This window comes from Bradyrhizobium betae (assembly GCF_004123905.1).
Classification (GTDB): Bacteria; Pseudomonadota; Alphaproteobacteria; order Rhizobiales; family Xanthobacteraceae; genus Bradyrhizobium; species Bradyrhizobium betae_A.
The window spans coordinates 295,865-319,419 of sequence record NZ_MZXW01000016.1 but is presented as its reverse complement, the minus strand read 5'-3'; the positions used below and the strand labels follow the sequence as shown (position 1 = coordinate 319,419).

The following is a 23,555-nucleotide window of genomic DNA, read 5'->3' as shown; positions in this document are numbered from 1 at the left end:
GCTTACGCCGCCAGCAAATTCTGCAACGCCGCACCATTGGGGACGCCGAGGCCGGTGCAGGCGTCCCAGCCGGAGCCGGCCTTGTACATGCCGTGCAGGCTGCCGGTGATGTCGTTATTGCCGACCGTGATGTCGCGGAACACGCCTTGCGCATGCGAGGCGTAGATCAGCGGGTTGATGAAGCCGACGGTCTTGCCGAACTTCTTGGTCGTGGCCTCGTTGATGCGGGCGATCAGCCCGGCCATCAGTGGCGCCACCGCGCTGGTGCCGCCGATCGTGATGCCGACGCCGTTGAGGAATATCTGGTAGCCGGTCGCAGGATCGGCATCGCCGGCGACGTCGGGCACACCGCGCCCGACCGAGTGCGAGGGTGATTTCGGCACATGCGCATGGGCCTGGTAGGCCGGTCGGGGGAATACGATGCTGACGCCGCCGCCACCAGCACCGTCTTGCGGGCCGCCGTTCCAGACGACTTCGGTGATCGCACCGTTCGAGGCCTTCAGGTTCGTCCCGCCACAGGCGAGCGCAAACGGGCTCGAGGCGGGGAAGTCGGCATGTGGCCGGCCGTCCCAGTCCTCGCTCATGTCGGCCGAGCCATTGTCGCCGGAGGCGACACAGACGGTGACGCCCATCGCGGCGGCGTCGCGGATCGCCTCGTTGAGGCCGTCGACGAATTGCTGCGAGCCCGCCGGATCTTCCGGCCCGCCCCAACTGATCGAGATCACCGAAGGCTTTCGCGCGGTGTCGTGGACCGCGGCTTTCACCGCGTCGATGAAGCCGTTGGTGGTGTTGGGTGCGAAATAGATCACGATCCTGGCGCCCGGCGCGATCGCACCGGCGACCTCGATGTCGAGCACCACTTCGCCGTCGGCGTCGGAATGGCCGGGCTTGTTGGCACCGCCGTCGACGCTCGCAGGCGCGATCCGCGGCATCGGGATGCCGGCCTTCTTGAAGAAGGTTTTCAGGTCGGACGTCTTGTAGCCGGCGCCCGTCGGATGGCCCTTCTGGTCGATGTCGTTGAGCTCGATGATGGCGATGCACTGGCCGGCACCGGTCTCGCCACCCGGGAAATTGTACAGCTGGGCGATCTGGTCGACCGAGAAGCTGCCGCCCTGTCCCGCGCGCGCCGTCGCACCCTTCTTCGCTGTCCTGCGGCGGAAGTGCGGCTGGGCAACCGGACGATTGTCGAGACCATGCACGCCGACCACGATGCCTTCGAGCTCGGCTGGGATCTGCACATTGCCCTTGCGCATGCGATAAGTCGCGCCGTCATGCCTGACCTTGTTGAGCTTGACGCCGAAGGCCGCACTCATCGCCTCACCGTGCCGGTCAGCTTCACGGTGCGGGACGCCAGATGCACGCTCTTGACGTTGAGATCGTGGTTGTGCGCGAAATCGTCGATCTTGGCGACATCGGCGGGGTCGGCGCCCATCTCGGCGCCGAACTCGGCACGCGAGAGATATTGCCGCTCGCGCGGTGGTTGCGCGCCGAGTGCCATCACCTGTTCATCGTCCGCGCGCTTGGCGCGCAGCCGAACGCTGATCTCGATTTCCTGCTTGGGATCGGCCGCGCCGACGAGCTTGGCCCCCTTCGGCAATTTACGGGCGCTGTTCACCAGCGCGACACGGTTGGTCGTGCTTGCCATGACTTCCTCCGTTTGTGATTGGAAGGCAGATTGTCGCACCTCAACTATAGGTGTAATCTCAGCCGCGAATTGGTTCAGGCAATGAGCCAAGTTTTTTCAGAAATGTCCTTGTTCGGCAGACGAATACTCCACCAGGCTCAAACCGGCACAGAATTGGTCAATAGCTCGAACCATTCGGGGCCCATGATTTCGATCTAAGATTGCAACCGTTGGCTCGCTTGGCCGACCAATGGAAGATGTTCGTCAAAATCAATTGCGGAGGATGCGATGCTGGCCGACCGTAAATGGGGTTGAGAGAAATCTCGGTTTCGATCCGATCACGACACCGCCGCCGCGCGATACCTTTACGGTGAAGCGGGTGGCGAAGGCCGCCGTGAAGAAGTCCGCAAAGGTCACGGCGGAAGACTTTCGGCGCGAGATCATCGATTTCGATTCCGAATCCGCCGAGGGCCGCGAGTTCATGGCCTTCTCGACCTCCACCGGGCTATCGCGTTTCACCGACATTCCCTGGCCCAAGGGGCTGGCGCCGCAGACCGGGCCGAAGCCAAAGGGCAACGGCAAGGGGCCGCTGCCGCATGCCGACGTGCTGGTCGTGACCTGGACCGTCGACGAGGGCCACGCGCTCAGCCGCGTGCTGACGCCGGGCAAGGACTCGCGGAACGATTACCTGCCGTACACTCACAACTACGCAACGATCTCCAAGAAGATGCGCAATGGCTGCCCGGCCAAGGAGCTGAAGCGGCTCGGCACCTACTGGACCACGACGATCGGCAAGAAGAAATGCGTGATCTTCAAATCCGACTCGCACATGTCGCAGGACGGCCCGGAGTTGCCGAACGTCGACGTCTGGCGCCAGATCATCACCGAGGTGCAGCCGACGCTGGTCATCACCACCGGCACGGCCGGCGGCATCGGCAAGGAATTCGAGGTCGGCGACGTCGTCGTCTCGCCGATCGTGCGCTTCGACTGCCTGTCGAAGTTCAAGAAGCAGCCTTTTGCGCAGGAGCATTTTTCCAGCAGGTCCGCCGTGACGAAGAAGTTCACGCAGGCCAAGACGCTGTTCAAGGCCAATGCCGCACAATTGCCGAAGGACAACACCAGGGCACCGAAGATCTTTGTGGTGAAGCCGAACGGGCTGTCGTCCTCCGTGGTCACCACCGACTTCTTCGGCTTCGACACCTCGGACAATCATTTCCACCTCCAGGGGCTCGGCGACGTCTCCGAAATGGGCGACGCCATCCTTGGCCTGGTCGCGCAGGAGATGGGCACCAAGGCGCCGCGCTGGCTCGCCATCCGCAATGTCTCCGACCCGCAGATCAAGGCCGAAGGCACCTTGAAGCAGCAGGAGCAGGTCGCCGCCCAGATCTACAAGGGTTTTGGTCGATGGAGCACGGTCTGTAGCGCCATCACCTGCTGGGCCAGCATCGCGGCGGAACGTTAAGCCGCAGGCGGCGACTGGTCAGCGTCCCTTGCCGAAGCGGCTTGCCGTGTCTACCTCTCGCGGGTGATTTCGTGAGAGGGTTCCCCATGCTGGATGCCGCCGTCAAGGCGCTGTCGCAAATGATGTCGCCGCCGATGCGCTCGATCCTGTGGCGATCGGTTGGGCTTGCGTTGGTGCTGATCGTCGTGCTGGCGTTCGGGTTACAGCGGCTGTTGAGCTGGTTTGCGACCTATGGCGAGGTCTGGCTCGAGGGCCTGCTCGGCCCCGGCTGGCATTCCTCGCTCGAAGTGCTTGCCTGGATCATCTCGATTGCTGCCGGTCTTGGCGTCGTGTTCGGCAGCGTCTTCCTGATGCCCGCAATCACCTCACTGGTGGCGAGCTTCTTCGTCGACGACGTCGCCGATGTCGTCGAACGCGAATATTATCCCGCCGAGCGGCCCGGCGTTGCACTGCCGTTCAACCAGGCGATCACCGAGGGCATCAAGACCGCGCTCCTGACGATCCTGGTCTATCTCGTCGCGCTGCCGCTGGTGTTTTTGGCCGGCGCCGGCTTTCTGGTCTTCTTCCTCGCCGCCGCCTGGCTGCTGGGGCGCGAATATTTCGAGCTCGCCGCGATGCGCTTCCGCTCGCCGGAGGAAGCCAAGGCGATGCGGCGCGACAACGCCGCGACCATCTTTACCGCCGGCCTGTTCATTGCGGCCTTCGTCTCGATCCCGATCGTGAACCTGGCGACGCCGATCTTCGGCATGGCCTTCATGGTCCACATGCACAAGCGGCTACCGGGCCCGCGGCCTGCGCTGATCGAGCCGGCACGACGGACTCGGGGACGGTGCGCTCCCTCCCCCGCTTGCGGGGGAGGGTCGGGGAGAGGGTGTCTCCACGGAGGGACAATCCCCCAGAGGAGAGAGCCCTCACCCGGCGCTCCGCGCCGACCTCTCCCGCAAGCGGGAGAGGTGACCTACACCGCGGCGCGATCGAACGACCCAACCGCCATCGCATTCACGTCACCTGCACCCCGCATTTGCGCAGCAGCATCTTGGCGAAGCCGAACGGCGCCGGCGTGAACGGGCCCGGCGGGGCGCGGGTGATCAGCGCGACGAAGCCGAGCGCGGCCATCGCCAGCCAGAAACACAGCCAGAAGCCGTCGATGTAAGCGAGCACATTGGCCTCGCGCTGGACCAGCCCGGCAAGCGTCCCGACCGCGCGCGCTTGGGCGAGACCGGTGGCGTGGGCGGCGAAGTGATCGGCCAACTGCTTGAGCCTACCCACCACATCGGCATCGCCGACCAAAAGATTCTGGCCGATATAGAAGGAATGCACCTGTTCGCGGACGCGCAGCCAAGTTCCCATCAGCGCCACGCCGATCTCGGCGCCGCCCAGCCGCATGATCTGGATGTAGGCGGCAAAGGACGTCGCCCGGCTCGGATCGGAGTTCGACAGCGCCATGATGATGATGGGCAGCAGCGTCGTCGATTGCCCGACCGATTGCAGCAACACGATGCCGATAAAATCCTCGCGCGCCCAATCATGGGTGAGCTGGGTGCCCCAGAGATTGGCGGCGGCGAAGCAGGCAAATCCGAGCACCGTCACCACGCGTGCATCGAAATGGCGAAGCAGCCAGATCGAGACCGGCACCAGCACGAACATCGGCAGGGCGCCATAGGTGAGCAGCAGCAAGCCGCTCTGCTCCGGCCGGAGCAGACCGACATTACCGAGGAAGTTCGGCACCAGCGATGAATTGGAAAGAGACGTCAGCGTGTAGAGCAGGATCACCACCAGCGACAGGCCGATATTGCGCGAGAATAGCACGTTCACATGCGCCCAGGGCTGGCGCACCAGCGACTCGTTGACGAGGAAGGCCGCGAATAGCGCCGCACCCGCAGCGAGCAGCGCCATCACCGTGCCGTTGCCGAGCCAGTCCAGCCGGTTGCCCTGGTCGAGGCCGGCATAGATCATCGAGACTCCCGCCCCTAACAGCAGCATGCCGCCCCAATCGGCCTCGCGCAGCAGCGCGCGGTTCACCGGCTCGCCCGGTGTGCCCAGATAGACCATCAGGCCCATCAAGGGCGCGATCACGACGCCCTGCCAGTACAGCCATTGCCAGCCGAGATGGTCGACATAGAAGCCGACCAGCGCGGTTGATGAGTCCAATGCAAAGCCGACGCGGATCGAATAGATCGAGATCGCCGGCAGCCACCAGCGGATCGGCAGGTTGCGGAACACGATCATCAGCGTCGCCGGCACGAAGGTGCCGAGCAAAAGGCCATGCACGACGCTGAGCGCAAGCAGCGTTGGATAGTCGCGTACGAAGGGGATGATCAGCGACACCGCGGCGTAGACGAGGCTCGGGATGCCGAGCACGCGGCGCAGACCGAACACGGTCGCAAGCCACGCCACTGCCGGCGCGATGAAGATCTGCGAGCCGATGCCGGCGGTGGAGAGCCACGCGCCTTCGTCGAAGGTGAGCCCGAACGCGCCGCGCAGGTCAGGCAGGCCGACGGTGGTCAGGCGGCTGTCGAAATTGGCGAGGAACGAGCCGAGCAGCACGGCCGCCACGGCAAACAGCGGCTGTGGCGCGACGCCGCCGCGCGAGACCGGCCCGTGGCCGGCATCGTCATTTGCCGCCATTCGCGTCCTTCGTGTCGATGCTGGTCACGACCGACATGCCCGGCACCAGCCGTGCCAGCAACGGCTGGTTGCCGTCGAGCTGGATGCGGACGGGAATGCGCTGCACGACCTTGGTAAAATTGCCGGTGGCATTGTCCGGCGGCAACAGCGCGACCTGCGCGCCTGTTGCAGGCGCGATGCGCTCGACGCGGCCGCGCAGCTTTTCGCGCGGGAAACTGTCGACGGTGATCTCGACGGGCTGACCCGGCGCCACGTGAGTCAGCTGGGTCTCCTTGTAGTTCGCGATCACATAGACCTTTGGCAGCGGCACGACGTTGATGAGGTTGGTGCCGATATTGACGTAGTCACCGGGTTGCACCTGGCGCTCACCGACGACGCCGTCGAACGGCGCCGACACCTTCGTGTAGCCAAGCTTCAGCGTCGCGCTCGCCAGCGTCGCCTTGGTGGCATCGAGATCGGCGGCGCGTTGCTTCTTGGTGCCCTGCAGGACTTCGAGCTGATGCTGCTGGGCCGCGATCACGGCGCGGCTCGCGCGCACATCGGCCTGCGCCTTGGCCAGACCCGCGACCGCCTGCTCGAACCGCTGCCGCGTGCCGGATTCGGTTTGCGTCAGCGACTGCTGACGCTCCTGCTCCTGCTTCGCCTCGACTTCCAAGGCTTCCGCCGACAGCCGCGCCGCCTCGGCCTGCGCGATCGTCGCATATTGCAGCTCGATCTGGTTGCCGAGATTGTTGAGCACGGCTTGCGCGGCGGCGACGGCGGCCTCGGATTGCGCGACTTGCGCCTGGTAGTCGGCGGGATCGATCTGGATCAGGAGGTCGCCGGCCTTGACGCGCTGGAAGTCGGTGACCCCCACGGTCAGCACTTCGCCGGAGACACGGCTCGCCAGCCGTGTCAGCTCGGAGCGCACATAGGCGTCGTTGGTGGTCTGGACCACGGCATTGCCGACCCATTCGTCGAAACGCAGCGTCGCCAGCGCGACGAAACCGAGCGCGACGATGACGGCGAACAGAGGGAGTGCGAGCCGGCTCCACAGCGAGCTCGCCGGCCGCTGCGTCGGTTTTGATGACGGGGCGGGTGTCGCGGCAGGTGACGGCGATGAGACTTGTTCCTGCTGACTCACGATAGGCCCCCAAAACGCTTCGCTCTCACCGCCGTCTCACACCGTCTTCTCCGGCCATCGGCAGAGATCGTTGATCAGGCACACCTCGCAGCGCGGCTTGCGTGCGAGGCAAGTATAGCGGCCGTGCAGGATCAGCCAATGATGTGCGTGCAGCATAAATTCGGCCGGGATCACCTTTTCGAGACCGAGCTCGACTTCGAGCGGCGTCTTGCCCGGCGCGATCCCGGTGCGATTGCCGACGCGAAAGACATGCGTATCGACCGCCATGGTGTGCTCGCCAAAGGCCATGTTGAGCACGACGTTGGCGGTCTTGCGTCCGGCGCCCGGCAGCGACTCGATCTCCGCGCGCGTGCGCGGCACCTCGCCGCCGAACTCGCTGAGCACCTTGGCCGAGAGCGCGATGACGTTCTTCGCCTTGGTGCGGTAGAGGCCGATAGTCTTGATGTACTCGCGCAGGCGTTCCTCGCCGAGGTCGAGCATCTTCTGCGGCGTGTCGGCGACCTCGAACAAGGCGCGCGTTGCCTTGTTGACGCCGGCGTCGGTCGCCTGCGCCGACAGCACCACGGCGACCAGCAGCGTGAACGGATTGACGTGCTCGAGCTCGCCTTTCGGCTCCGGATTGGCCTTGCGGAAACGGTCGAAGACCTCGCGGACCTCGGCCGGCGTCCAGGGTTTGATGGCTTTGAGTGATTTTTTGGCCGGCGCCGATTTCTTGGCGGGCTTGGGCTTCGCAACCGCCGCCTTTGCCTTTTTCTTCGGCACGGCGGCTTTGCGCGGGACCGGCTTGCGGGTGATTTTCGCCATGATCGGGATATACTGAGGGACGATGAGCACAGGCAACGAAATTGAGCGCAAGAATTCTGAAGATCCGCGCGACGTGCAGATCTTCTCCGCGCTGCTGACGCCGCATCGCTCGCTGAACCGCACCAGCTTCCTCGCCGTGATGCTGTTCCTGAGCGTGGTCAGCTTCGTCACGGGCCTCGCCTTCCTGATGATGGGCGCGTGGCCGGTGTTCGGCTTCTTCGGCCTCGACGTGCTCGTGATCTGGTGGGCCTTCAAGGTCAATTTCCGCACCGCGCGGGCCAGCGAGGAAATCGTCATCACCCCGTCGGAACTGCGCGTGCGCCGGGTCAGCCATCGCGGCCAGGTCGCCGAATGGACCTTCAACCCTCTCTGGGTCCGGCTCGACACGGAGGTCGACGAGGATTTCGGCATCGAGCACCTCTATCTGATCTCGCGCGGCCGCCGTATCCAAATCGCCGGTTTTTTGGGACCGGAGGAAAAAGCCAGCTTTTACAATGGCCTGGTCGAGGCGCTGGACGCCGCCCGGCGCGGCCCGAGCTATAATCCGGTGACCTGATTCCGGGTCGGAAATCGGGTGGTTTTGCAGCCTCCCCTCTCCTACATTTCCGCTCATGATGACACTCGCCATAAACGACCAGCGCCTGGCCAAGCCGGGCCCCCAGAACGCCGCGCTGCGCGACTACGATTCGGTGCGCCGGGCGATCGCCTTCATCTCGGAGAACTGGCGCGCGCAGCCGGCCATCGAAGCGATGGCGGATGCGGCGGGCGTCACGCCGGATGAGCTGCACCATCTGTTCCGCCGCTGGGCCTCGATCACGCCGAAGGCCTTCATGCAGGCGCTGACGCTCGATCACGCCAAGGGCTTGCTCAGAGACTCCGCGAGCATCCTCGACGCGGCACTCGACTCGGGGCTATCAGGGCCGAGCCGGCTGCACGATCTCTTCGTCACCCACGAAGCGATGTCGCCGGGCGAATGGAAGAACGGCGGCGCCGGTCTCACCTTGCGCTATGGCTTCCATCCCTCGCCGTTCGGCACGGCGATCGTGATCGCGACCGATCGCGGCCTGTCGGGCCTCGCCTTCGCCGATCCGGGCGAGGAGAAGGCGGCGCTCGCCGACATGACGCGGCGCTGGCGCAACGCGACCTATGTCGAGGATCACGAAGGCACCGCACCGCTCGCGGCGCGCATCTTCGACACAAAGCTGTGGCGTCCGGATCAGCCGCTCCGCGTCGTCATGATCGGCACCGATTTCGAGGTGCGGGTGTGGGAGACGCTGCTGAAGATCCCGATGGGCCGCGCGGTGTCCTATTCCGACATCGCCTGCAACATCGACAGCCCGAGGGCCTCGCGCGCCGTCGGTGCCGCCGTCGGCAAGAACCCGGTCTCGTTCGTCGTGCCCTGCCACCGCGCGCTCGGCAAGAGCGGCACGCTCACCGGCTATCACTGGGGCATCACGCGGAAACAGGCAATGCTGGGCTGGGAAGCCGGCCAGTTGGGGATGCAGTAGCTCTTCTCCCTCGCCCCGTTCTTACGGGGAGAGGGTCGGGGTGAGGGGCTGCTTTCGCAAAAATGGTGACGGTCAGACTCGCGGAAAGTCCCCCTCACCCGGAATCCGCGCTACGCGCAAATTCCGGCCTCTCCCCGCAGGCGGGGAGAGGCGAAGAAAGTCAGCCCGCCAGATCCAGCTTCGAGGCCACGGTCGAATCCGCGTTGAGCCGGTAGATGATCGGCACGCCGGTCGCGAGCTCGCGCTTCAAAATGCCTTCGGGCGACAGCTTTTCCAGCACCATGATCAGCGCGCGCAGCGAATTGCCGTGAGCGGCGACCAGCGTGCGCTTGCCGTTGAGCACGCCGGGCAAAATCTCCTGCACATAGTAAGGCAGCGCGCGCGCGAGCGTGTCCTTCAGGCTTTCGCCGCCGGGCGGCGGCACGTCGTAGGAACGGCGCCAGATCAGCACCTGGTCCTCGCCCCATTTCTTGCGGGCGTCGTCCTTGTTGAGGCCGGAGAGATCGCCATAGTCGCGCTCGTTCAGCGCGAGATCTTTCGAGGTCGGCAGACCCTGCTGGCCGAGCTCGCCGAGGATGAGATCGAGCGTGTGCTGCGCGCGCGTCAGGACCGAGGTGTAGGCGACGTCGAACACGAGGCCCTGCGCCTTCAGCTTGCGGCCGGCTTCACTGGCTTCCTTCACGCCGAGCTCGGTGAGATCGGGGTCCTTCCAGCCCGTGAACAGGTTCTTCAGATTCCATTCGCTCTGGCCGTGGCGCACGAGCACGAGAAGACGTTCGCTCATTGATTCCATTCCGTTTGGTTCTTCAGAGATCTGCAAGGCCGAGCACGTCGGCCATGGAGTAGTGCCCCGGCTTCTTGCCATGCGCCCACAACGCGGCCTTCAGCGCGCCGTGAGCAAACAGCATGCGGTCCTCGGCCTGATGCGACAGCGTGAGGCGCTCGAACGGGCCGAGGAAGCTCACGCTGTGGTCGCCGGCCGCGGTGCCGCCGCGCAAGGAGGCGAAACCGATATCGCCGGGCCGGCGCGCCCCGGTGATGCCGTCGCGGCCGCGCGCCGCACGTTCGTCGAGCGGGACGCCGCGGCCGGAAGCTGCCGCCTGACCCAGCATCAGCGCCGTGCCCGAGGGCGCATCGACCTTCATGCGATGATGGGTTTCGACAATCTCGATATCAAAACTCTCGTCGAGGGCCTTGGCGACGCGCTTGACCACGGCAGCAAGCAGATTGACGCCCAGGCTCATATTGCCTGATTGCACCACAACCGCACGGTTGGTGACGCTCTTGATCACCGCGTTGTCGGAGGCTGACAACCCGGTGGTGCCGACGACATGGACGATGCCGCGCTCGGCCGCGATCGCGACATTGGCGATGGTCGCCGCCGGCACGGTGAAATCGAGGATGCCGTCGGCCTCCTTCGACATCGCCCAGAGATCGGCCGAGAGCTTGATGCCGTTGGCCGGCAGGCCTGCGAGCACGCCGGCATCCTTGCCGAGCAGCTCGGAGCCCGGCGCCTCCAGCGCGCCTGCCAAGACCGCGCCTTTGCTCTCGGCAATCGCCCGCGTCAGCGCGCGGCCCATCCGGCCGCCGGCTCCAGCAACAATCAAGCGCATGTCGGACATGGTGTGATCCTCTCACGGCCGTTGTAGCGGGGGGATGCAGTTCCGGCAACCGAGGGGGATGGGAGGCGCGCGCTCGCTTACCCTCCCCTGGAGGGCCCTCCAGGGGAGGGTAAGAACGTCAGCCGTCCGACGGCTGCGGACCGTCATAGCCTTCGATGACGATGAGGTCGGCGATGGAGTGCGGCTGGCGCACCTTGATGTTGGCCTGGTATTCCGGCGAGTTGTAGCAGGCGATCGCGGTCTCGTAGTCCGGGAATTCGATCACGACGTTGCGGGTGCGGCTGGCGCCTTCGACGGTGGTGAACTTGCCGCCGCGGACGACAAAACGGCCGCCCCATTTCCTGAAGATCGGACCGTTGGCGACAACATAGGGCTTGTAGCCCTCGTCGCTGTTCACATCGACGCGTCCGATCCAGTAGCCCTTTGCCATTGTTCTTCTCCCTGTTGTTGATTAGCCAAGCGCCTGAGCGATCTCCGCCTGGATGGCTTCTGCAACCGCCTTGGGGTCGGCAGCTTCCACCACTGGCCGCCCGACGACGAGATAATCGGCGCCCGCGGAAATCGCGCGACCGGGCGTCATGATGCGTTTCTGGTCGCCAGTTGCCGAGCCCGCGGGGCGGATGCCGGGGGTGACGAGGCTCATCTGGTGGCCGACGATCTTGCGAAGGCTGCCGACTTCCTCGGGCGAGGACACGAGGCCGTCGACGCCGAGCACCTGCGCCTGCTGCGCGCGCGCTTCGACCAGTTCGGAGACGCCGAGCCGATAGCCCGCCGCGTGCAGATCGTCCTCATTGTAGGAGGTCAGCACGGTAACGGCCAGAATCTTCAGCTTCGCACTGCCGCGGCCTTCGACGGCGCCCTTCATCGTCTGCGGATAGGCGTGCACGGTGAGGAAGGTCGCGCCCAATCTGGTGATGCTCTCGACGCCTTGCGCCACCGTGTTGCCGATGTCGTGCAGCTTGAGATCGAGAAAAACCTTCTTGCCTTGGTCGGCGAGCTTGGCGACGAGCGGCAATCCGCCGGCATAAGCGAGCCGATAGCCGACTTTGTAGAAAGTGACGCTGTCGCCGAGCCCAGCGATCATCGCCTCCGCGGCATCGACGCTGGGCAGATCGAGCGCAACGATCAGGCGGTCCTTCGGGGCGATTTCGGCTGGCGTCATGTCACCTCACATCATGCGTTGGGAAATGTCGATCAACTGCCGCACCAACTCCTTCAACGAAGCGATATCGCCCTCGTTCTTCAACCTGTCCATATCGTCATAGGCCTGGTCGGCAAAGGCGAGCGTGAGCTGGCTGGCAATCACATTGGCGTGGCAGGAGGTCAGGATCAGCCGCAATGCCTGGAGCGCGCGGGCGGCACCGAGGCGGCTCTGCGAGGCGCCGGCGAGCGCGAAGGTGCGGTTGCGGAACACCTCGCCGCGCGCCTCGTGCAGCTCATGCACGCGGCTGACCCAGTCGATCGCGTTCTTCAGCAGCGGCGGCACCGAGGCATTGTATTCCGGCGAGACGATCAGCACGCCATGATGCGCGCCGATCATGCGCTTGAGATTGATCGCGTGCTTGGGCACGCCGGACTTGGCCTGGAGGTCGCCGTCGTAGATCGGCAGCGGAAAATCGGCGAGCGAGATGCGGGTGACGTCCACGCCGGCCTGGGCGAATTCATGGGCGGCGACCGCCGCCAGCTTCGCATTGTGCGAGCCGGTGCGGAGCGAGCCGGGAATGACCAGGATTTTGGGTGCGGACATCCAATTCAATGCGTTCGGCGAAACGAGCCCGCCGCGCAAAGAACAATGCCGGCGGAATTAGTCCTTGCGATACACCCAGACGCGGGCCGGCGGAAGGTTCATCCAGATCCGCTCCGAGGCCTCTGTGGACACGCCAGGCAGCGATTTCGGGATCGGCGGCACCACCGCATAGGTGAACTGCACGAAGGGCGCGCCGGGCGCGAGCGCCGTGAAGGCGTCGCGGATCAGCCGCAGCCGCGTCAGCATCGGCTTTGTGACGAGCGGCAGGCCCGAGACGACCGCGCTGGCCGGTGCGCTCAGCACATTCCAGAGCGTGTCGCGCAGGCGATAGGCATCGCCCTGCACGACCTTGGCCTGCGGATAGCGGTCGCGCAGCAGGGCGCAGAAGCCGGGATTGTATTCGACGAGGACGAGGCGTTTCTGGTCGACGCCGCGCTCGATCAGGGCCGAGGTGATGGCGCCGGTGCCGGGTCCGAGCTCGACCACGGGAGCGTCCGAGTCGACGTCGACGTAATGTGCCATTTTCCGGGCGAGCAGCTTGCCCGACGGCATCACCGCGCCCATGTGCAGGGGCTTTTCGATCCATGATCTGAGGAAACGCACCTCGTCATCAAGACGAGGCTTCTTCAACGCACGCGCGGACGATGGCAATGGCATGTCAGGACCGGACGGGACCGCAGGAACGCGGCGTGTCAGAAAATGGTCATAAACAGGTATAGGCCGAAGGCGGTACGGTCAAGACGAGTCAGCTCGCCCGATTGCTGAACAGATCCTTGACCTTGGCGAAGAAGCCGACGGATTCGGGCTGAGTATTGCCCGAGGACAGCTTTTCGAACTCGGCCAGCAATTCCTGCTGCTTCTTGGTCAGGTTCTGCGGAGTCTCGACCGCGACCTGGACGTACATGTCGCCGGTCTGGCGCGAGCGCAGCACCGGCATGCCTTTTGATGCAATGCGGAATCGGCGACTCGACTGGGTGCCGGCCGGCACTTTCACCTTGGCTTTCCCGCCGTCGATGGTCGGCACCTCGAATTCACCGCCAAGGGCGGCCGTCACCATCGAGATCGGGACCCGGCAATGCAGATCGGCGCCGTCGCGCTGGAACAGCTGGTGCTGGGCCAGCGACAGGAAGATGTAGAGGTCGCCGGGCGGGCCACCGCGGACCCCGGCCTCGCCCTCGTTGGCGAGCCTGATCCTGGTGCCGTCCTCGACGCCCGGGGGAATGTTGACCGACAGATTCCGCTCGCGGGTGACGCGGCCCTGACCCGAACAGGACGGGCAGGCATCCTCGATCATCTGGCCGCGGCCCTGGCAGCCGGGGCAAGTGCGCTCCAGCGTGAAGAAGCCCTGCGACTGCCGGACGCGGCCGGCGCCGCCGCAGGTCGAGCAGGTCTTCGGCTTGGTGCCGGCCTTGGCGCCGATGCCCGAACAGGCCTCGCAGGTGACCGAGACCGGGATCTCGATCTGCGCGGTCTTGCCGCCAAAGGCTTCCTCGAGCGTGATTTCCATGTTGTAGCGCAGGTCGGCGCCGCGCTCGCGGCCGCCGCGACCGCGCTGCTGTCCGGCCATGCCGAACAGGTCCTCGAAAATGTCGGAGAAGGAAGAGGCGAAGCCGGCGCCGAAACCGGCGCCGCCGCCAGGACCGCCCTGCTCGAACGCCGCATGGCCGAAACGGTCATAGGCCGCGCGCTTGTCCTTGTCCTTCAGGACTTCATAGGCCTCGTTGATTTCCTTGAACTTGACTTCGCTGGTGTCATCCCCGGGATTGCGATCGGGATGGAACTTCATCGCAAGCTTGCGGAACGACGATTTCAGGATGGAATCGTCGGCGGAGCGTTCGACCTCAAGGGTTTCGTAATAGCAGCGCTTGGTGGACATGTCTGACTCGGTCTATCCAATCGCGATTCAAGTCGGGGCGAAACAACGTCGCCACGCGACGATATAAGCAGCCATCCGCTGATCGGCAGAGGGCAGCACGGCGGCATTCAGCATAACGTCTGGGAATTGATCGATCGTAACGGGCGCCTTACCCGTCGAGCCCGACACGAAGGCTTCCCCCGTGATGGGGGAAGCCGACTGTGCGTGTGGGGTCCAAACTGTCCGCATCATGACCCTCTTCGGGTTCAGGCGGACTTCTTGTTGGTCTTGTCGTCGTCGACTTCGGTGAACTCCGCGTCGAGGACGTCGTCCTTGGCCGCATCCTTCTTGGCGTCGGCCTCGGCCTGCTGCGTGTACATGGCCTCGCCGAGCTTCATCGAAGCCTGGGCCAGCGTCTGGGTCTTGGCCTTGATGCTTTCCGCATCGTCGCCCTTCAGCGCTTCCTTGAGGTCGCTGACGGCATCCTCGATGGCGCGGCGTTCGGGCTCGCCGACCTTCGAACCGTGCTCGGCCAGCGCCTTCTCGGTGGAATGCACCAGTGCGTCGGCATGGTTCTTGGCATCGACCGCCTCGCGGCGCTGCTTGTCGGCCGCGGCATTGGCCTCGGCGTCCTTGACCATCTTGTCGATGTCGGCTTCCGACAGACCACCGGAGGCCTGGATACGGATCTGCTGCTCTTTGGCAGTAGCCTTGTCCTTGGCCGAGACGTTGACGATGCCGTTGGCGTCGATGTCGAAGGTCACCTCGATCTGCGGCATGCCGCGCGGGGCCGGCGGAATGCCCATCAGGTCGAACTGGCCGAGCATCTTGTTGTCGGCCGCCATTTCACGCTCGCCCTGGAAGACGCGGATGGTGACCGCGTTCTGGTTGTCCTCGGCGGTCGAGAACACCTGGCTCTTCTTGGTCGGGATCGTGGTGTTGCGGTCGATGATGCGGGTGAACACGCCGCCCAGCGTCTCGATGCCCAGCGACAGCGGGGTCACGTCGAGCAGCAGCACGTCCTTGACGTCGCCCTGGAGCACGCCGGCCTGGATCGCGGCACCGATCGCCACGACTTCGTCCGGGTTGACGCCCTTGTGCGGCTCCTTGCCGAACAGCTGCTTCACGACTTCCTGGACCTTCGGCATGCGCGACATGCCGCCGACCAGAACCACTTCGCCGATCTCACCGGCGGTAAGGCCGGCATCCTTGATCGCCTTGCGGCAGGGCTCGACGGTCTTCTGCACGAGGTCGTCGACCAGCGCTTCGAACTTGGCGCGGGTGAGCTTCATCGTCAGATGCTTCGGGCCGGTCTGGTCCGCGGTGATGAAGGGCAGGTTGATTTCGGTCTGCGTCGTCGACGACAGCTCGATCTTGGCCTTTTCAGCGGCTTCCTTCAGGCGCTGCAACGCGAGCTTGTCGTTGCGCAGGTTGATGCCCTGCTCCTTCTGGAACTCGTCGGCCAGATAGCCCACGAGACGCATGTCGAAATCTTCGCCGCCGAGGAAGGTGTCGCCGTTGGTCGACTTCACCTCGAACACGCCGTCGCCGATTTCGAGAATGGAAATATCGAACGTGCCGCCGCCGAGGTCGTAGACAGCGATCGTGCCGGCCTTGGTCTTGTCCAGACCATAGGCCAGCGCAGCCGCGGTCGGCTCGTTGATGATGCGCAGCACTTCAAGGCCCGCGATCTTGCCGGCGTCCTTGGTCGCCTGGCGCTGGGCGTCGTTGAAGTAGGCGGGAACGGTGATGACGGCCTGATCGACCTTCTGGCCGAGATGGGCTTCCGCGGTCTCCTTCATCTTCTGCAGAATGAAAGCCGAGACCTGCGAGGGCGAGTAGGTCTGGCCGTCGGCCTCGACCCAGGCGTCGCCGTTGGAAGCCTTCACGATCTTGTACGGAACGAGCTTCTTGTCCTTCTCGACCATCGGGTCGTCGTAGCGGCGGCCGATCAGGCGCTTCACTGCGAAGAACGTGCGCTCGGGATTGGTGACGGCCTGGCGCTTGGCAGGCTGGCCGACGAGGCGCTCACCGTCGTCCGTCACGGCGACGATCGAAGGCGTCGTGCGCATGCCTTCGGAATTCTCGATGACTTTGGCGTTCTTGCCATCCATCACGGCGACGCACGAATTCGTGGTGCCGAGGTCGATCCCAATGACCTTTCCCATGGTCCTGATATCCTTGTTTTTGCGGCAGGTTGGCCAGGCCCAGAAGGCACCCGAACCGAACCCCCTAAGATCAAACATTCGCGATATTGCGATGGTTGACGCTCATATAGGAGGGGGGGTGGGCCCCGCAAGGACCGAACGCAAGTTTCGGCCGTGAAAACATTGGGTTTTGGAAGATCATATCCGGGCTCAACCGCCCTTGCAGGTGATGAATTATTAACAGGTTCAGGCGTCACCCCGCCCCGCCACGATGATCCGCCCCGCCCTGTTGCCGGCGGGCCAAACCCGCTACAAGGCGGACCGGCCAAGGCGCCGCCCCACAGCTGCTTCGCGCGACAAAGCGCCCTGTGGCCGACCATTGAACGGCCTCAATGTGAACCAATCAGAGTGCCCATGAAGCTGACCCGCCCCCTCGCCGCGCTCGCCCTCCTCGTTGCCTCCGCGCTTCCGGCCACGGCTGCCGACGCCGTTTACCCGCCCGGCTTGCGCCTCGGCATGGTGCCGCTGGTGGGCCTCACCACGGCAAAAACCTTTCCCGGCTTCGAGAGCGAGGACGGCAACGTCAAGGTGCTGATCACCGAGCTGCCGCCGGCGGCCTATGGCGAGGTCGTGAGCGCCTTCAATGCCAATCCGGCCGGCACCAATGGCGTCAAGCAGGACAAGGTCGAGACCCCTGCGGGCCTCGCCTATTTCACCACCGAGAGCGGCAAGGCCGGCGAGACGGCGGTGCGGCGCTATTCGATGATCGTGCCGGGCGCCGGCTTCTCCGGCTATGTCGCGGTGCAGATCCCGGAGAATGCGACCAAGATCTACACCGACGAGGCGGTCCGGCAGATGTTCGCGAGCACTGTCACCCGCAAGCAGGTCTCGGCCGACGAGCAGATCGCCCTGATGCCGTTCAAGATCTCCGATCTCGCCGACTTCAAGGACATCCGCACGCTGGCGCCGGGCTCCAGCATCATCCTGGCCGACGGCGACGAGAGCACAGGCTATGAGTCGAAGCCGTTCATGATCCTCGGCCTGATCGGCGCCACCCCGCAACAGCCTGACGACCGCGCTCGCTTCGCCCAGGAAGCTGCGCTCCAGATCCCGGGCGTGCGCGAATCCCGCGTCACCATGTCGGAGCCGATCCGCATCAACGGCCAGCAGGGTTTTGAGACCCGGATCGACGGCGTCAGCGGCAAGGACAAGATCCCGGTGACCGTGGTGCAGTGGATCCGCTTCTCGAGCGGCGGCGCCTCGCTCCGCATCATCGCCAGCGCCCCGCGCGATCAGTGGCTTGCCGCCTTCACCCGCTTCCGAGCCGTGCGCGACGGCATTCAGCCGAAGGGGTAGATTACAAGGGCTCCTTGCCGTCCGGGAGAGCCGGATACCCCTTGGCTGGCCCGATCGACGGACGGCCCGCGCTTCTGCCGATCGCGTCCATGGGGTGACGGGGCGTATTGCGCCTTGTAGTTGGAGCGGCCTCAGAATATAATTCTAGTTGTATTTCTTGCTTTTGGGCGGGCCAAGATGCGCGCCGATCATTTTGACGTATTCATTAGCTATTCTCGGGCGGATTCACAGCACGCTGCGGATGTCGAACGCCTTTTGCGCGGTGCGGCGCTACGCACCTTCTTCGATAGGCGTGAGCTGACACCGGGGCTTCCCTGGGTCAGGGCCCTCGAAGACGCGATGGGAAAATCCAAGTCCGCCCTGATCCTGATCGGTCCGCGGGGCTTCGGAAATACTCAGCAATACGAGCGCGAGTTTGCACTCTATCGTCAGACACAGGATCCGAGCTTCCGCATCGTGCCGGTCCTCTTGCTCGGCACCAGCGATCCACCGGCCGGCTTCCTTCATCTCCTGACCTGGATCGACCTTTCGGCGTCAACGCGCATCGCCGACGCACCTGACGAGTTGGCGCGACTTCTCGCCACCATCGGCGGCGCCGAGACAGAACATCCTTCACCGCGTCAAGATCTCTGTCCCTACCGCGGTCTTGACGCTTTCCGCGAGGAAGACTCCCTTTTCTATTTCGGAAGGGGCTCGGTCGATGACACATCGACCCCGCTTGGCGAACTCGTCGCCAAGGCGCGCAGCAACTCCTTTGTCATGGTGGTCGGGCGCTCCGGCAGTGGAAAATCATCGCTGATCTATGCGGGCCTCGTGCCCGCCCTCCGGCAAGACCGCGACACCTTCTGGCACGTCCTTTCACTGCGCCCTGGCCCCGACCCCCTTCGCGCTCTGGCGGAGGCCTTCAACGTCCGGGGCGACAACGAGGGGATGGCGAGCTATGCCACCAAGATCAGCGAGGAGGTCGTTCGACTCCGATCCGGAACGCCCGATCTCCTCGGACATGTCATCCGCGAATATCTATCACGCACCGATGCGGCGCCGGACAGGCTGCTGCTCTATGTCGATCAGTGGGAAGAGCTCTATGCGCAAGCGAGCTCCGGAACCGACGACTATGCGATCCAACAACGCAAAGACGTAGACCGTTTCATCGACCTCCTGCTCGGCGCCACCCAGACCGCGCCTGTCACAGTTGTGGCCACCGTCCGCGCCGATTTCTACGACTCACTGGTGCGTCATCCCCAGTTGCGATCGGTGCTGCCGGCGCAACAGGTCAATCTCACCTCGATCCCCCGCTCGGAATTGCATCTGTCGATTACCGAACCCGCCAAGATGGCGGGCTTGGCCTTCGATCCGCCAAGCCTCGTCGACAGGATTCTCGACGACGCCGGCGAGGACGAGGGCATGCTGCCCTTGCTGCAATATGCGCTCAAGGAGACCTTCGCCTATCGCAGCGGCAACACCATGACGGCCGTGTCCTATGAACGATCCGGGGGAGTCCAGCGCGCCATCAGGACCACGGCGGAACGGAATTTCGAACGCCTCTCGAGCGAGGACAAGATCTCCGCGCGCCAACTCTTCCTGAGGCTCGTCACACCCGGCGAGGGACAGGAGGACACGCGTGCGCGAGCGTCGATGCCGACGGCGCTGGGCCTGCAAAAGATCGTGCAGAACTTTGCCGGGGCCAAGACGCGACTGCTAGTGACCGGCCGTGATCGCGCCGGCAGGCCGACCGTGGAAGTTGCACACGAGGCGCTGATCCGAACCTGGCCGCGTCTGCGCGAATGGGTCGATGCCAATCGCGACATGCTGCGGGCCCGCGCTGCGATCCTCCAGGCCCAAGCCGAATGGGAACACCACAGGCGGCGCGACGATCTGCTGCTGCCGCGCGGTTTCCAGCTCGAACGCGCCCGTGCCCTGCTGGAGAATCCCGGCGACATCACGATCGATGACCTTCAGGATTACATCTCGCGATCCATCGAATTCGAGCAGGCGAGGATCGACCGTGAACAGCTGGAGGAGCTCGAAGAAGCCCGCGAGATGGCTGACGTCGAGCGGGCTGCCCGTGAAGCCGCCGAGCAGGCGCGCACCAAGTTCAAGCGATACTTCGTGATCGCTTCACTCCTCGGAGCCCTGGCCCTCTACAATTTCGGCTATGCGTTCATGAAGCGACATGACGCGGAAATGGCGACGGCCGAGGCAAATGAACAACGGCAGCAGGTCGAGGCAAAGAACGTACAGGTCGAGGCGCAAAGACAACTTGCCGAAGCGCAGAAGAACGAGGCCGAGGAGCAGAGGAACAAGGCCGAGAACACTCTCAAGCTCGTCGGGCAACTCGTTTCCGGTATCGCCGACAATCTTCAGAAGGCACAAGGTATCCGGATCTCGACCTTCCAGCACATGCTTAAAGACTCGGAGCGGTCGTTCGAGGATGCCACGGAGCAGCTTTCGAAGGAGCCGAAATTCAAGGCCAGCTATGCCAACATGATGAGCCAGTTCGGACTGCTCTATCTGAAAGCCGGCGATCTCGGCAAGGCCCAGGGCTCCTTTGAAAAATCCCTGAAGATTCTCGAATCCGATCCCGACAGTTACAATCGGGATGCGACTCTGCGTGGAATCGCGGACCAGCTTCACGAATTTGCCAGAGTGGCCCAGATGTGGGGGAATCTCGACAAGGCTGCGGAATACAGCGACCGGGCCTTTGTGCTCAGGAGCAAGATTCTCCAGCGCAACGACTCGGACCCGGTCTCGTTCAAGGATGCGGGTCTTTCGCTTTATCAACGCGCGGACCTTATCAAGCTCACGACTGGCAACGCGAAGGCCGCCGTGGACATGCAGCAGACGGCGCGAACCATGATGCAGACGGCCGCGAGTCTCGGCGGCAAAAAGCCCGAGCTCGACAAGCATGTTTCGCTGATCTACGGCAGCCTCGCCGATGCCTACCAAGCACTGGGGATGCGTGAAGAATGGCGGGACAGCCTCGTGAAGAGCCTCAATTTGCTAAAGGCGCTCCATGCCGCCTTTCCAAATGACGCAGAGTACACGCGCTACCTGACCTGGGCTCACCAGGCCATGGGAGGCTATCTCGAGCGGCAAAACAGGAGTGAGGCTCTGGAGCAATACAAGGCTTGCCTGGCGATACGCGAGGAATTGGCCCAGAGCGATCCCGAGAACTGGACTTATCAATACGATCTTGCCTGGGCCTATCATCTGCTCGGCGGGTTCTATTCCAACGGATCGCAGGCCGACCTGGATAGCGCAACGTCCTTTCAAAAATCCGCTTTCGTGATCAGAAAACAGCTAACTGTCGCCGACCCGAGCAACATGCGGTGGCGCAAGGACCTCGCACTGTCGTATATCGAATTGGGGGATATCGCCATGCGCCGCGAAAATATCGACGAGGCCAGGACTAATTTCGAGTCGTCCCGCGAGATCATGCAGGCGCTGGTCGACAGCGATCCGAAGAACGGCGGCTGGAATAACGTACTCTCGGGTATCCGCCAGAAGATCAGCTCTGCCAAAGCCAGCCTCGCTTCAGCCCAGGATTCGAACGACGGCAAATGAGAGTGCAACTGAGCCGGCGCCAAACCCTGCTACAGGCCATCGCGCTGGCCGCAGCCGGAGCGACTTCGCCGGCCTGCAGCATCAGCGCGGCCGCGCCATTACGTGGACTGGGACGCGCTCGCGGCCTCAACGCCGACCTCCAGGCCAGCATCGATGCCGCGGAAGTGCCGGGCATCGTCGCCATGGCCGCAACCAAGGATTCGATCATATACGAAGGCGCCTTCGGCCGTCGTGACATCGGCGCGACCGTCGACATGTCGACGGACACCGTCTTCAAGATCGCCTCGATGGTCAAGCTCGTCACCTCAATTGCAGCGCTGCAGCTCGTGGAGGCGGGCAAGCTCAAGCTGGACGAACCGGCCGCGAAAATCGATCCCACGCTCATCTCGCCAAGGGTTCTGACCGGGTTTGATGCGCATGGCGTCCCGATCCTGAGGGGCGCGAAGAAACCCATCACGCTGCGCAACCTGCTTTCGCACACATCCGGGTTCAGCTATCAGCTCTGGGACAGCAGCATAGCTCGCTATCTCAAGCTCGCTCGCACCGGACCCGAGTTGCCCCGCATGCCGCTGGCGTTCGATCCAGGCTCAGGATGGGCTTACGGCAGCAGCCTCGATCGTGTGGGGCGGCTGATTGAGATCGCCTCGGGCAAGAAGCTCGATCACTACTTCCAGGACCATATTCTCGGCCCGCTCGGCATGGCCGACACCGCGTTCTCATTGACGGAGGCCCAGTCGGCGCGCCGGGCCAACCTGCATCTTCGCGCCGCCAACGGATCGCTCATAGCGCAGCCGCTCGAGAGCAAGCCGAAGAAAAAAATCTCGGGTGGCGGCAATATCAATTCCACCGCGCCGGACTATCTCAAGCTGCTCCAGGCCATGCTCAATGACGGCCGCAGCAATGGCGCGACCCTTCTCCGTGCCGAGACGGTGCAGATGATGGCGCAAAACCAGATCGGAGATCTCCAGGCTGGAATCATGAAGACAACGAATCCGTCCCTCTCCAGCGATGTCGACTTCTTTCCAGGAAACCGGCTGCGCTGGGGACTGGGCCACATGATCAACCTCGATCCCGTGGAACAGGGCCGCAGAGCCGGCAGCCTGACCTGGGCCGGGCTCTATAACACCTACTATTGGATCGATCCGGCCTCCGGGATCGCAGGTGTGATCATGATGCAGATATTGCCGTTCGCCGACCAGCGCGCGCTCAATGTCTATCGACAGTTCGAGCGGGGCATCTACCGTTCGATCCTGCCCGGGTAAAGCTCCGCGAATTGACCAGCCATCGCAGCGGAGCACGCCGCATTTTCTGACTTCTGTTCAATCGCGCCAAGCACTACGCTCTCTCGATCGGGTTCATTCCAGGGGGAGACAGACGATGCTGGACCGACGACAGATAGTGGCGGCGCTTGGAACGACGGCGCTGGCAACCCTTGCTCCGACCGCGCTCCTTGCAGCCCCGTCGATCAAGCCGGACGATGCATCCGCCCTGCTCGTGATCGACGTGCAAAACTGCTTCCTGCCCGGCGGCAGCCTCGCGGTGAAGGAAGGCGAGCAGGTGGTGCCGGTCATCAACAAGATGGCGAAGGCGTTTTCGAACGTGGTGATGACGCAGGACTGGCACACGCCCGGTCATGTTTCGTTTGCATCAGTCCACTCCGGCAAGAAGCCGTTCGAGACCATCGACCTTCCCTACGGCAAGCAGGTGCTATGGCCGGACCATTGCGTGCAGGGCACCGATGGCGCCGCGCTGTCGAAGGACCTTGCGATCCCGCACGCCGAGCTCATCATCCGCAAGGGCTTTCATAAGGACGTCGACAGTTACTCGGCCTTCCTCGAAGCCGACGGCAAAACCTCGACAGGCCTTGCCGGCTACCTCAAGGGCCGCAAGATCAAGCGCGTGTTCGTCGCAGGCCTTGCGACAGATTTTTGCGTCGCCTGGACCGCGCTCGACGCGCGCAAGGCGGGTTTTGAGGTCTATGTGGTGGAGGACGCCTGCCGCGGCATCGACAATCAGGGCTCACTCGCCAAAGCCTGGGCCGATATGGCCAAGGCTGGCGTGAAGCGGATCCAGTCTGCGGATATCGCGGTGAGTGCGTAGGCGCGGCTTCCGCCG

Annotated in this window: 20 protein-coding genes and 1 pseudogene; 8 read left to right on the top strand and 13 right to left on the bottom strand. The window is 64.0% G+C overall.

Going from position 1 to position 23,555, the window contains the following annotated elements:
* Positions 1–2 precede the first annotated feature (2 nt).
* Positions 3–1,313, bottom strand: coding sequence for a S53 family peptidase (locus B5V03_RS11720; RefSeq protein ID WP_245502198.1), 1,311 nt, complete (start codon positions 1,311–1,313; stop codon positions 3–5).
* Positions 1,310–1,645, bottom strand: a complete 336-nt coding sequence (locus B5V03_RS42030) for a protease pro-enzyme activation domain-containing protein (protein ID WP_129270274.1) — start codon at positions 1,643–1,645, stop codon at positions 1,310–1,312. The genes B5V03_RS11720 and B5V03_RS42030 overlap by 4 nt, the downstream gene beginning before the upstream one ends.
* Before the next feature lie 373 nt (positions 1,646–2,018).
* On the opposite strand from B5V03_RS42030, the gene B5V03_RS11710 reads away from it, so the two are divergent.
* Positions 2,019–3,086 (top strand): hypothetical protein, encoded by a 1,068-nt coding sequence (locus tag B5V03_RS11710; protein ID WP_245502197.1) that lies wholly within the window; start codon positions 2,019–2,021, stop codon positions 3,084–3,086.
* Positions 3,087–3,172: 86 nt separating this feature from the next.
* Positions 3,173–3,910 (top strand): annotated as a pseudogene (locus B5V03_RS11705) (sulfate transporter family protein); the annotation flags it as partial.
* A gap of 175 nt (positions 3,911–4,085) precedes the next feature.
* Here the strand turns inward: B5V03_RS11705 and B5V03_RS11700 are convergent.
* Genes B5V03_RS11700 through nth form a run of 3 tightly spaced genes read right to left on the bottom strand, consistent with a single transcriptional unit; the run spans position 4,086 to position 7,641 of the window.
* Entirely contained in the window at positions 4,086–5,714 is a 1,629-nt protein-coding gene (locus tag B5V03_RS11700; protein ID WP_129270272.1) for an MFS transporter, read from the bottom strand.
* Positions 5,701–6,837 (bottom strand): HlyD family secretion protein, encoded by a 1,137-nt coding sequence (locus B5V03_RS11695; protein ID WP_129270270.1) that lies wholly within the window; start codon positions 6,835–6,837, stop codon positions 5,701–5,703. The genes B5V03_RS11700 and B5V03_RS11695 overlap by 14 nt, the downstream gene beginning before the upstream one ends.
* 36 nt (positions 6,838–6,873) lie before the next feature.
* Positions 6,874–7,641, bottom strand: a complete 768-nt coding sequence (gene nth / locus B5V03_RS11690) for an endonuclease III (RefSeq protein ID WP_164987940.1) — start codon at positions 7,639–7,641, stop codon at positions 6,874–6,876.
* Between the two features lie 22 nt (positions 7,642–7,663).
* Here nth and B5V03_RS11685 point away from each other — a divergent pair, with 22 nt between their 5' ends.
* Complete coding sequence (locus B5V03_RS11685; RefSeq protein ID WP_129270266.1) at positions 7,664–8,197, top strand: DUF2244 domain-containing protein; 534 nt, start codon at positions 7,664–7,666, stop codon at positions 8,195–8,197.
* Between the two features lie 55 nt (positions 8,198–8,252).
* The gene (locus B5V03_RS11680; protein WP_129270264.1) at positions 8,253–9,149 is read left to right on the top strand and encodes a methylated-DNA--[protein]-cysteine S-methyltransferase; all 897 of its coding nucleotides are present in this window, start codon (positions 8,253–8,255) and stop codon (positions 9,147–9,149) included.
* Between the two features lie 160 nt (positions 9,150–9,309).
* Here B5V03_RS11680 and B5V03_RS11675 read toward each other — a convergent pair whose 3' ends face one another.
* The 8 genes from B5V03_RS11675 to dnaK all read right to left on the bottom strand — a co-directional run bounded on the left by B5V03_RS11675 (position 9,310) and on the right by dnaK (position 16,541).
* The gene (locus tag B5V03_RS11675) at positions 9,310–9,933 is read right to left on the bottom strand and encodes a 2,3-bisphosphoglycerate-dependent phosphoglycerate mutase (RefSeq protein ID WP_129270262.1); all 624 of its coding nucleotides are present in this window, start codon (positions 9,931–9,933) and stop codon (positions 9,310–9,312) included.
* A gap of 22 nt (positions 9,934–9,955) precedes the next feature.
* The gene (dapB, locus tag B5V03_RS11670) at positions 9,956–10,771 is read right to left on the bottom strand and encodes a 4-hydroxy-tetrahydrodipicolinate reductase (RefSeq protein ID WP_129270260.1); all 816 of its coding nucleotides are present in this window, start codon (positions 10,769–10,771) and stop codon (positions 9,956–9,958) included.
* Positions 10,772–10,889: 118 nt separating this feature from the next.
* Entirely contained in the window at positions 10,890–11,201 is a 312-nt protein-coding gene (locus B5V03_RS11665) for a DUF1330 domain-containing protein (RefSeq protein ID WP_129270258.1), read from the bottom strand.
* A 21-nt stretch (positions 11,202–11,222) separates the two neighbouring features.
* Positions 11,223–11,933: an orotidine-5'-phosphate decarboxylase gene (pyrF, locus tag B5V03_RS11660; protein ID WP_129270256.1), complete on the bottom strand. Its 711-nt coding sequence runs from the start codon at positions 11,931–11,933 to the stop codon at positions 11,223–11,225.
* 6 nt (positions 11,934–11,939) lie between these two features.
* Complete coding sequence (locus B5V03_RS11655; protein ID WP_129270254.1) at positions 11,940–12,518, bottom strand: NADPH-dependent FMN reductase; 579 nt, start codon at positions 12,516–12,518, stop codon at positions 11,940–11,942.
* 57 nt (positions 12,519–12,575) lie between these two features.
* Entirely contained in the window at positions 12,576–13,175 is a 600-nt protein-coding gene (locus B5V03_RS11650; protein ID WP_129270252.1) for a class I SAM-dependent methyltransferase, read from the bottom strand.
* Positions 13,176–13,263: 88 nt separating this feature from the next.
* Positions 13,264–14,394, bottom strand: a complete 1,131-nt coding sequence (gene dnaJ / locus B5V03_RS11645; protein WP_129270250.1) for a molecular chaperone DnaJ — start codon at positions 14,392–14,394, stop codon at positions 13,264–13,266.
* A 245-nt stretch (positions 14,395–14,639) separates the two neighbouring features.
* Positions 14,640–16,541: a molecular chaperone DnaK gene (gene dnaK, locus B5V03_RS11635; RefSeq protein WP_129270248.1), complete on the bottom strand. Its 1,902-nt coding sequence runs from the start codon at positions 16,539–16,541 to the stop codon at positions 14,640–14,642.
* Positions 16,542–16,934: 393 nt separating this feature from the next.
* On the opposite strand from dnaK, the gene B5V03_RS11630 reads away from it, so the two are divergent.
* From B5V03_RS11630 to pncA, 4 genes are all read left to right on the top strand, one after another.
* Positions 16,935–17,876, top strand: a complete 942-nt coding sequence (locus B5V03_RS11630) for a hypothetical protein (RefSeq protein WP_164987939.1) — start codon at positions 16,935–16,937, stop codon at positions 17,874–17,876.
* Positions 17,877–18,053: 177 nt separating this feature from the next.
* A complete protein-coding gene (locus tag B5V03_RS11625; RefSeq protein ID WP_129270244.1) occupies positions 18,054–21,440 on the top strand; it encodes a toll/interleukin-1 receptor domain-containing protein in 3,387 nt (1,128 codons plus the stop codon).
* A gap of 80 nt (positions 21,441–21,520) precedes the next feature.
* Positions 21,521–22,702 (top strand): serine hydrolase domain-containing protein, encoded by a 1,182-nt coding sequence (locus B5V03_RS11620; RefSeq protein ID WP_433995336.1) that lies wholly within the window; start codon positions 21,521–21,523, stop codon positions 22,700–22,702.
* A 115-nt stretch (positions 22,703–22,817) separates the two neighbouring features.
* On the top strand, positions 22,818–23,540 hold the full coding sequence (gene pncA / locus B5V03_RS11615) for a bifunctional nicotinamidase/pyrazinamidase (protein ID WP_129270240.1): 723 nt from the start codon (positions 22,818–22,820) through the stop codon (positions 23,538–23,540).
* Positions 23,541–23,555 lie beyond the last annotated feature (15 nt).

Bases quoted from the DNA above. Each gene is read 5' to 3' on its own strand.
- B5V03_RS11675 (WP_129270262.1), bottom strand. From the start codon at position 9,933: ATGAGCGAACGTCTTCTCGTGCTCGTGCGCCACGGCCAGAGCGAATGG.
- B5V03_RS11680 (WP_129270264.1), top strand. From the start codon at position 8,253: ATGATGACACTCGCCATAAACGACCAGCGCCTGGCCAAGCCGGGCCCC.
- B5V03_RS11665 (WP_129270258.1), bottom strand. From the start codon at position 11,201: ATGGCAAAGGGCTACTGGATCGGACGCGTCGATGTGAACAGCGACGAG.
- nth (WP_164987940.1), bottom strand. From the start codon at position 7,641: ATGGCGAAAATCACCCGCAAGCCGGTCCCGCGCAAAGCCGCCGTGCCG.
- pyrF (WP_129270256.1), bottom strand. From the start codon at position 11,933: ATGACGCCAGCCGAAATCGCCCCGAAGGACCGCCTGATCGTTGCGCTC.
- dnaJ (WP_129270250.1), bottom strand. From the start codon at position 14,394: ATGTCCACCAAGCGCTGCTATTACGAAACCCTTGAGGTCGAACGCTCC.
- B5V03_RS11700 (WP_129270272.1), bottom strand. From the start codon at position 5,714: ATGGCGGCAAATGACGATGCCGGCCACGGGCCGGTCTCGCGCGGCGGC.
- B5V03_RS11685 (WP_129270266.1), top strand. From the start codon at position 7,664: ATGAGCACAGGCAACGAAATTGAGCGCAAGAATTCTGAAGATCCGCGC.
- B5V03_RS42030 (WP_129270274.1), bottom strand. From the start codon at position 1,645: ATGGCAAGCACGACCAACCGTGTCGCGCTGGTGAACAGCGCCCGTAAA.
- B5V03_RS11625 (WP_129270244.1), top strand. From the start codon at position 18,054: ATGCGCGCCGATCATTTTGACGTATTCATTAGCTATTCTCGGGCGGAT.
- B5V03_RS11720 (WP_245502198.1), bottom strand. From the start codon at position 1,313: ATGAGTGCGGCCTTCGGCGTCAAGCTCAACAAGGTCAGGCATGACGGC.
- pncA (WP_129270240.1), top strand. From the start codon at position 22,818: ATGCTGGACCGACGACAGATAGTGGCGGCGCTTGGAACGACGGCGCTG.
- B5V03_RS11650 (WP_129270252.1), bottom strand. From the start codon at position 13,175: ATGCCATTGCCATCGTCCGCGCGTGCGTTGAAGAAGCCTCGTCTTGAT.
- dapB (WP_129270260.1), bottom strand. From the start codon at position 10,771: ATGTCCGACATGCGCTTGATTGTTGCTGGAGCCGGCGGCCGGATGGGC.
- dnaK (WP_129270248.1), bottom strand. From the start codon at position 16,541: ATGGGAAAGGTCATTGGGATCGACCTCGGCACCACGAATTCGTGCGTC.
- B5V03_RS11630 (WP_164987939.1), top strand. From the start codon at position 16,935: ATGAAGCTGACCCGCCCCCTCGCCGCGCTCGCCCTCCTCGTTGCCTCC.
- B5V03_RS11655 (WP_129270254.1), bottom strand. From the start codon at position 12,518: ATGTCCGCACCCAAAATCCTGGTCATTCCCGGCTCGCTCCGCACCGGC.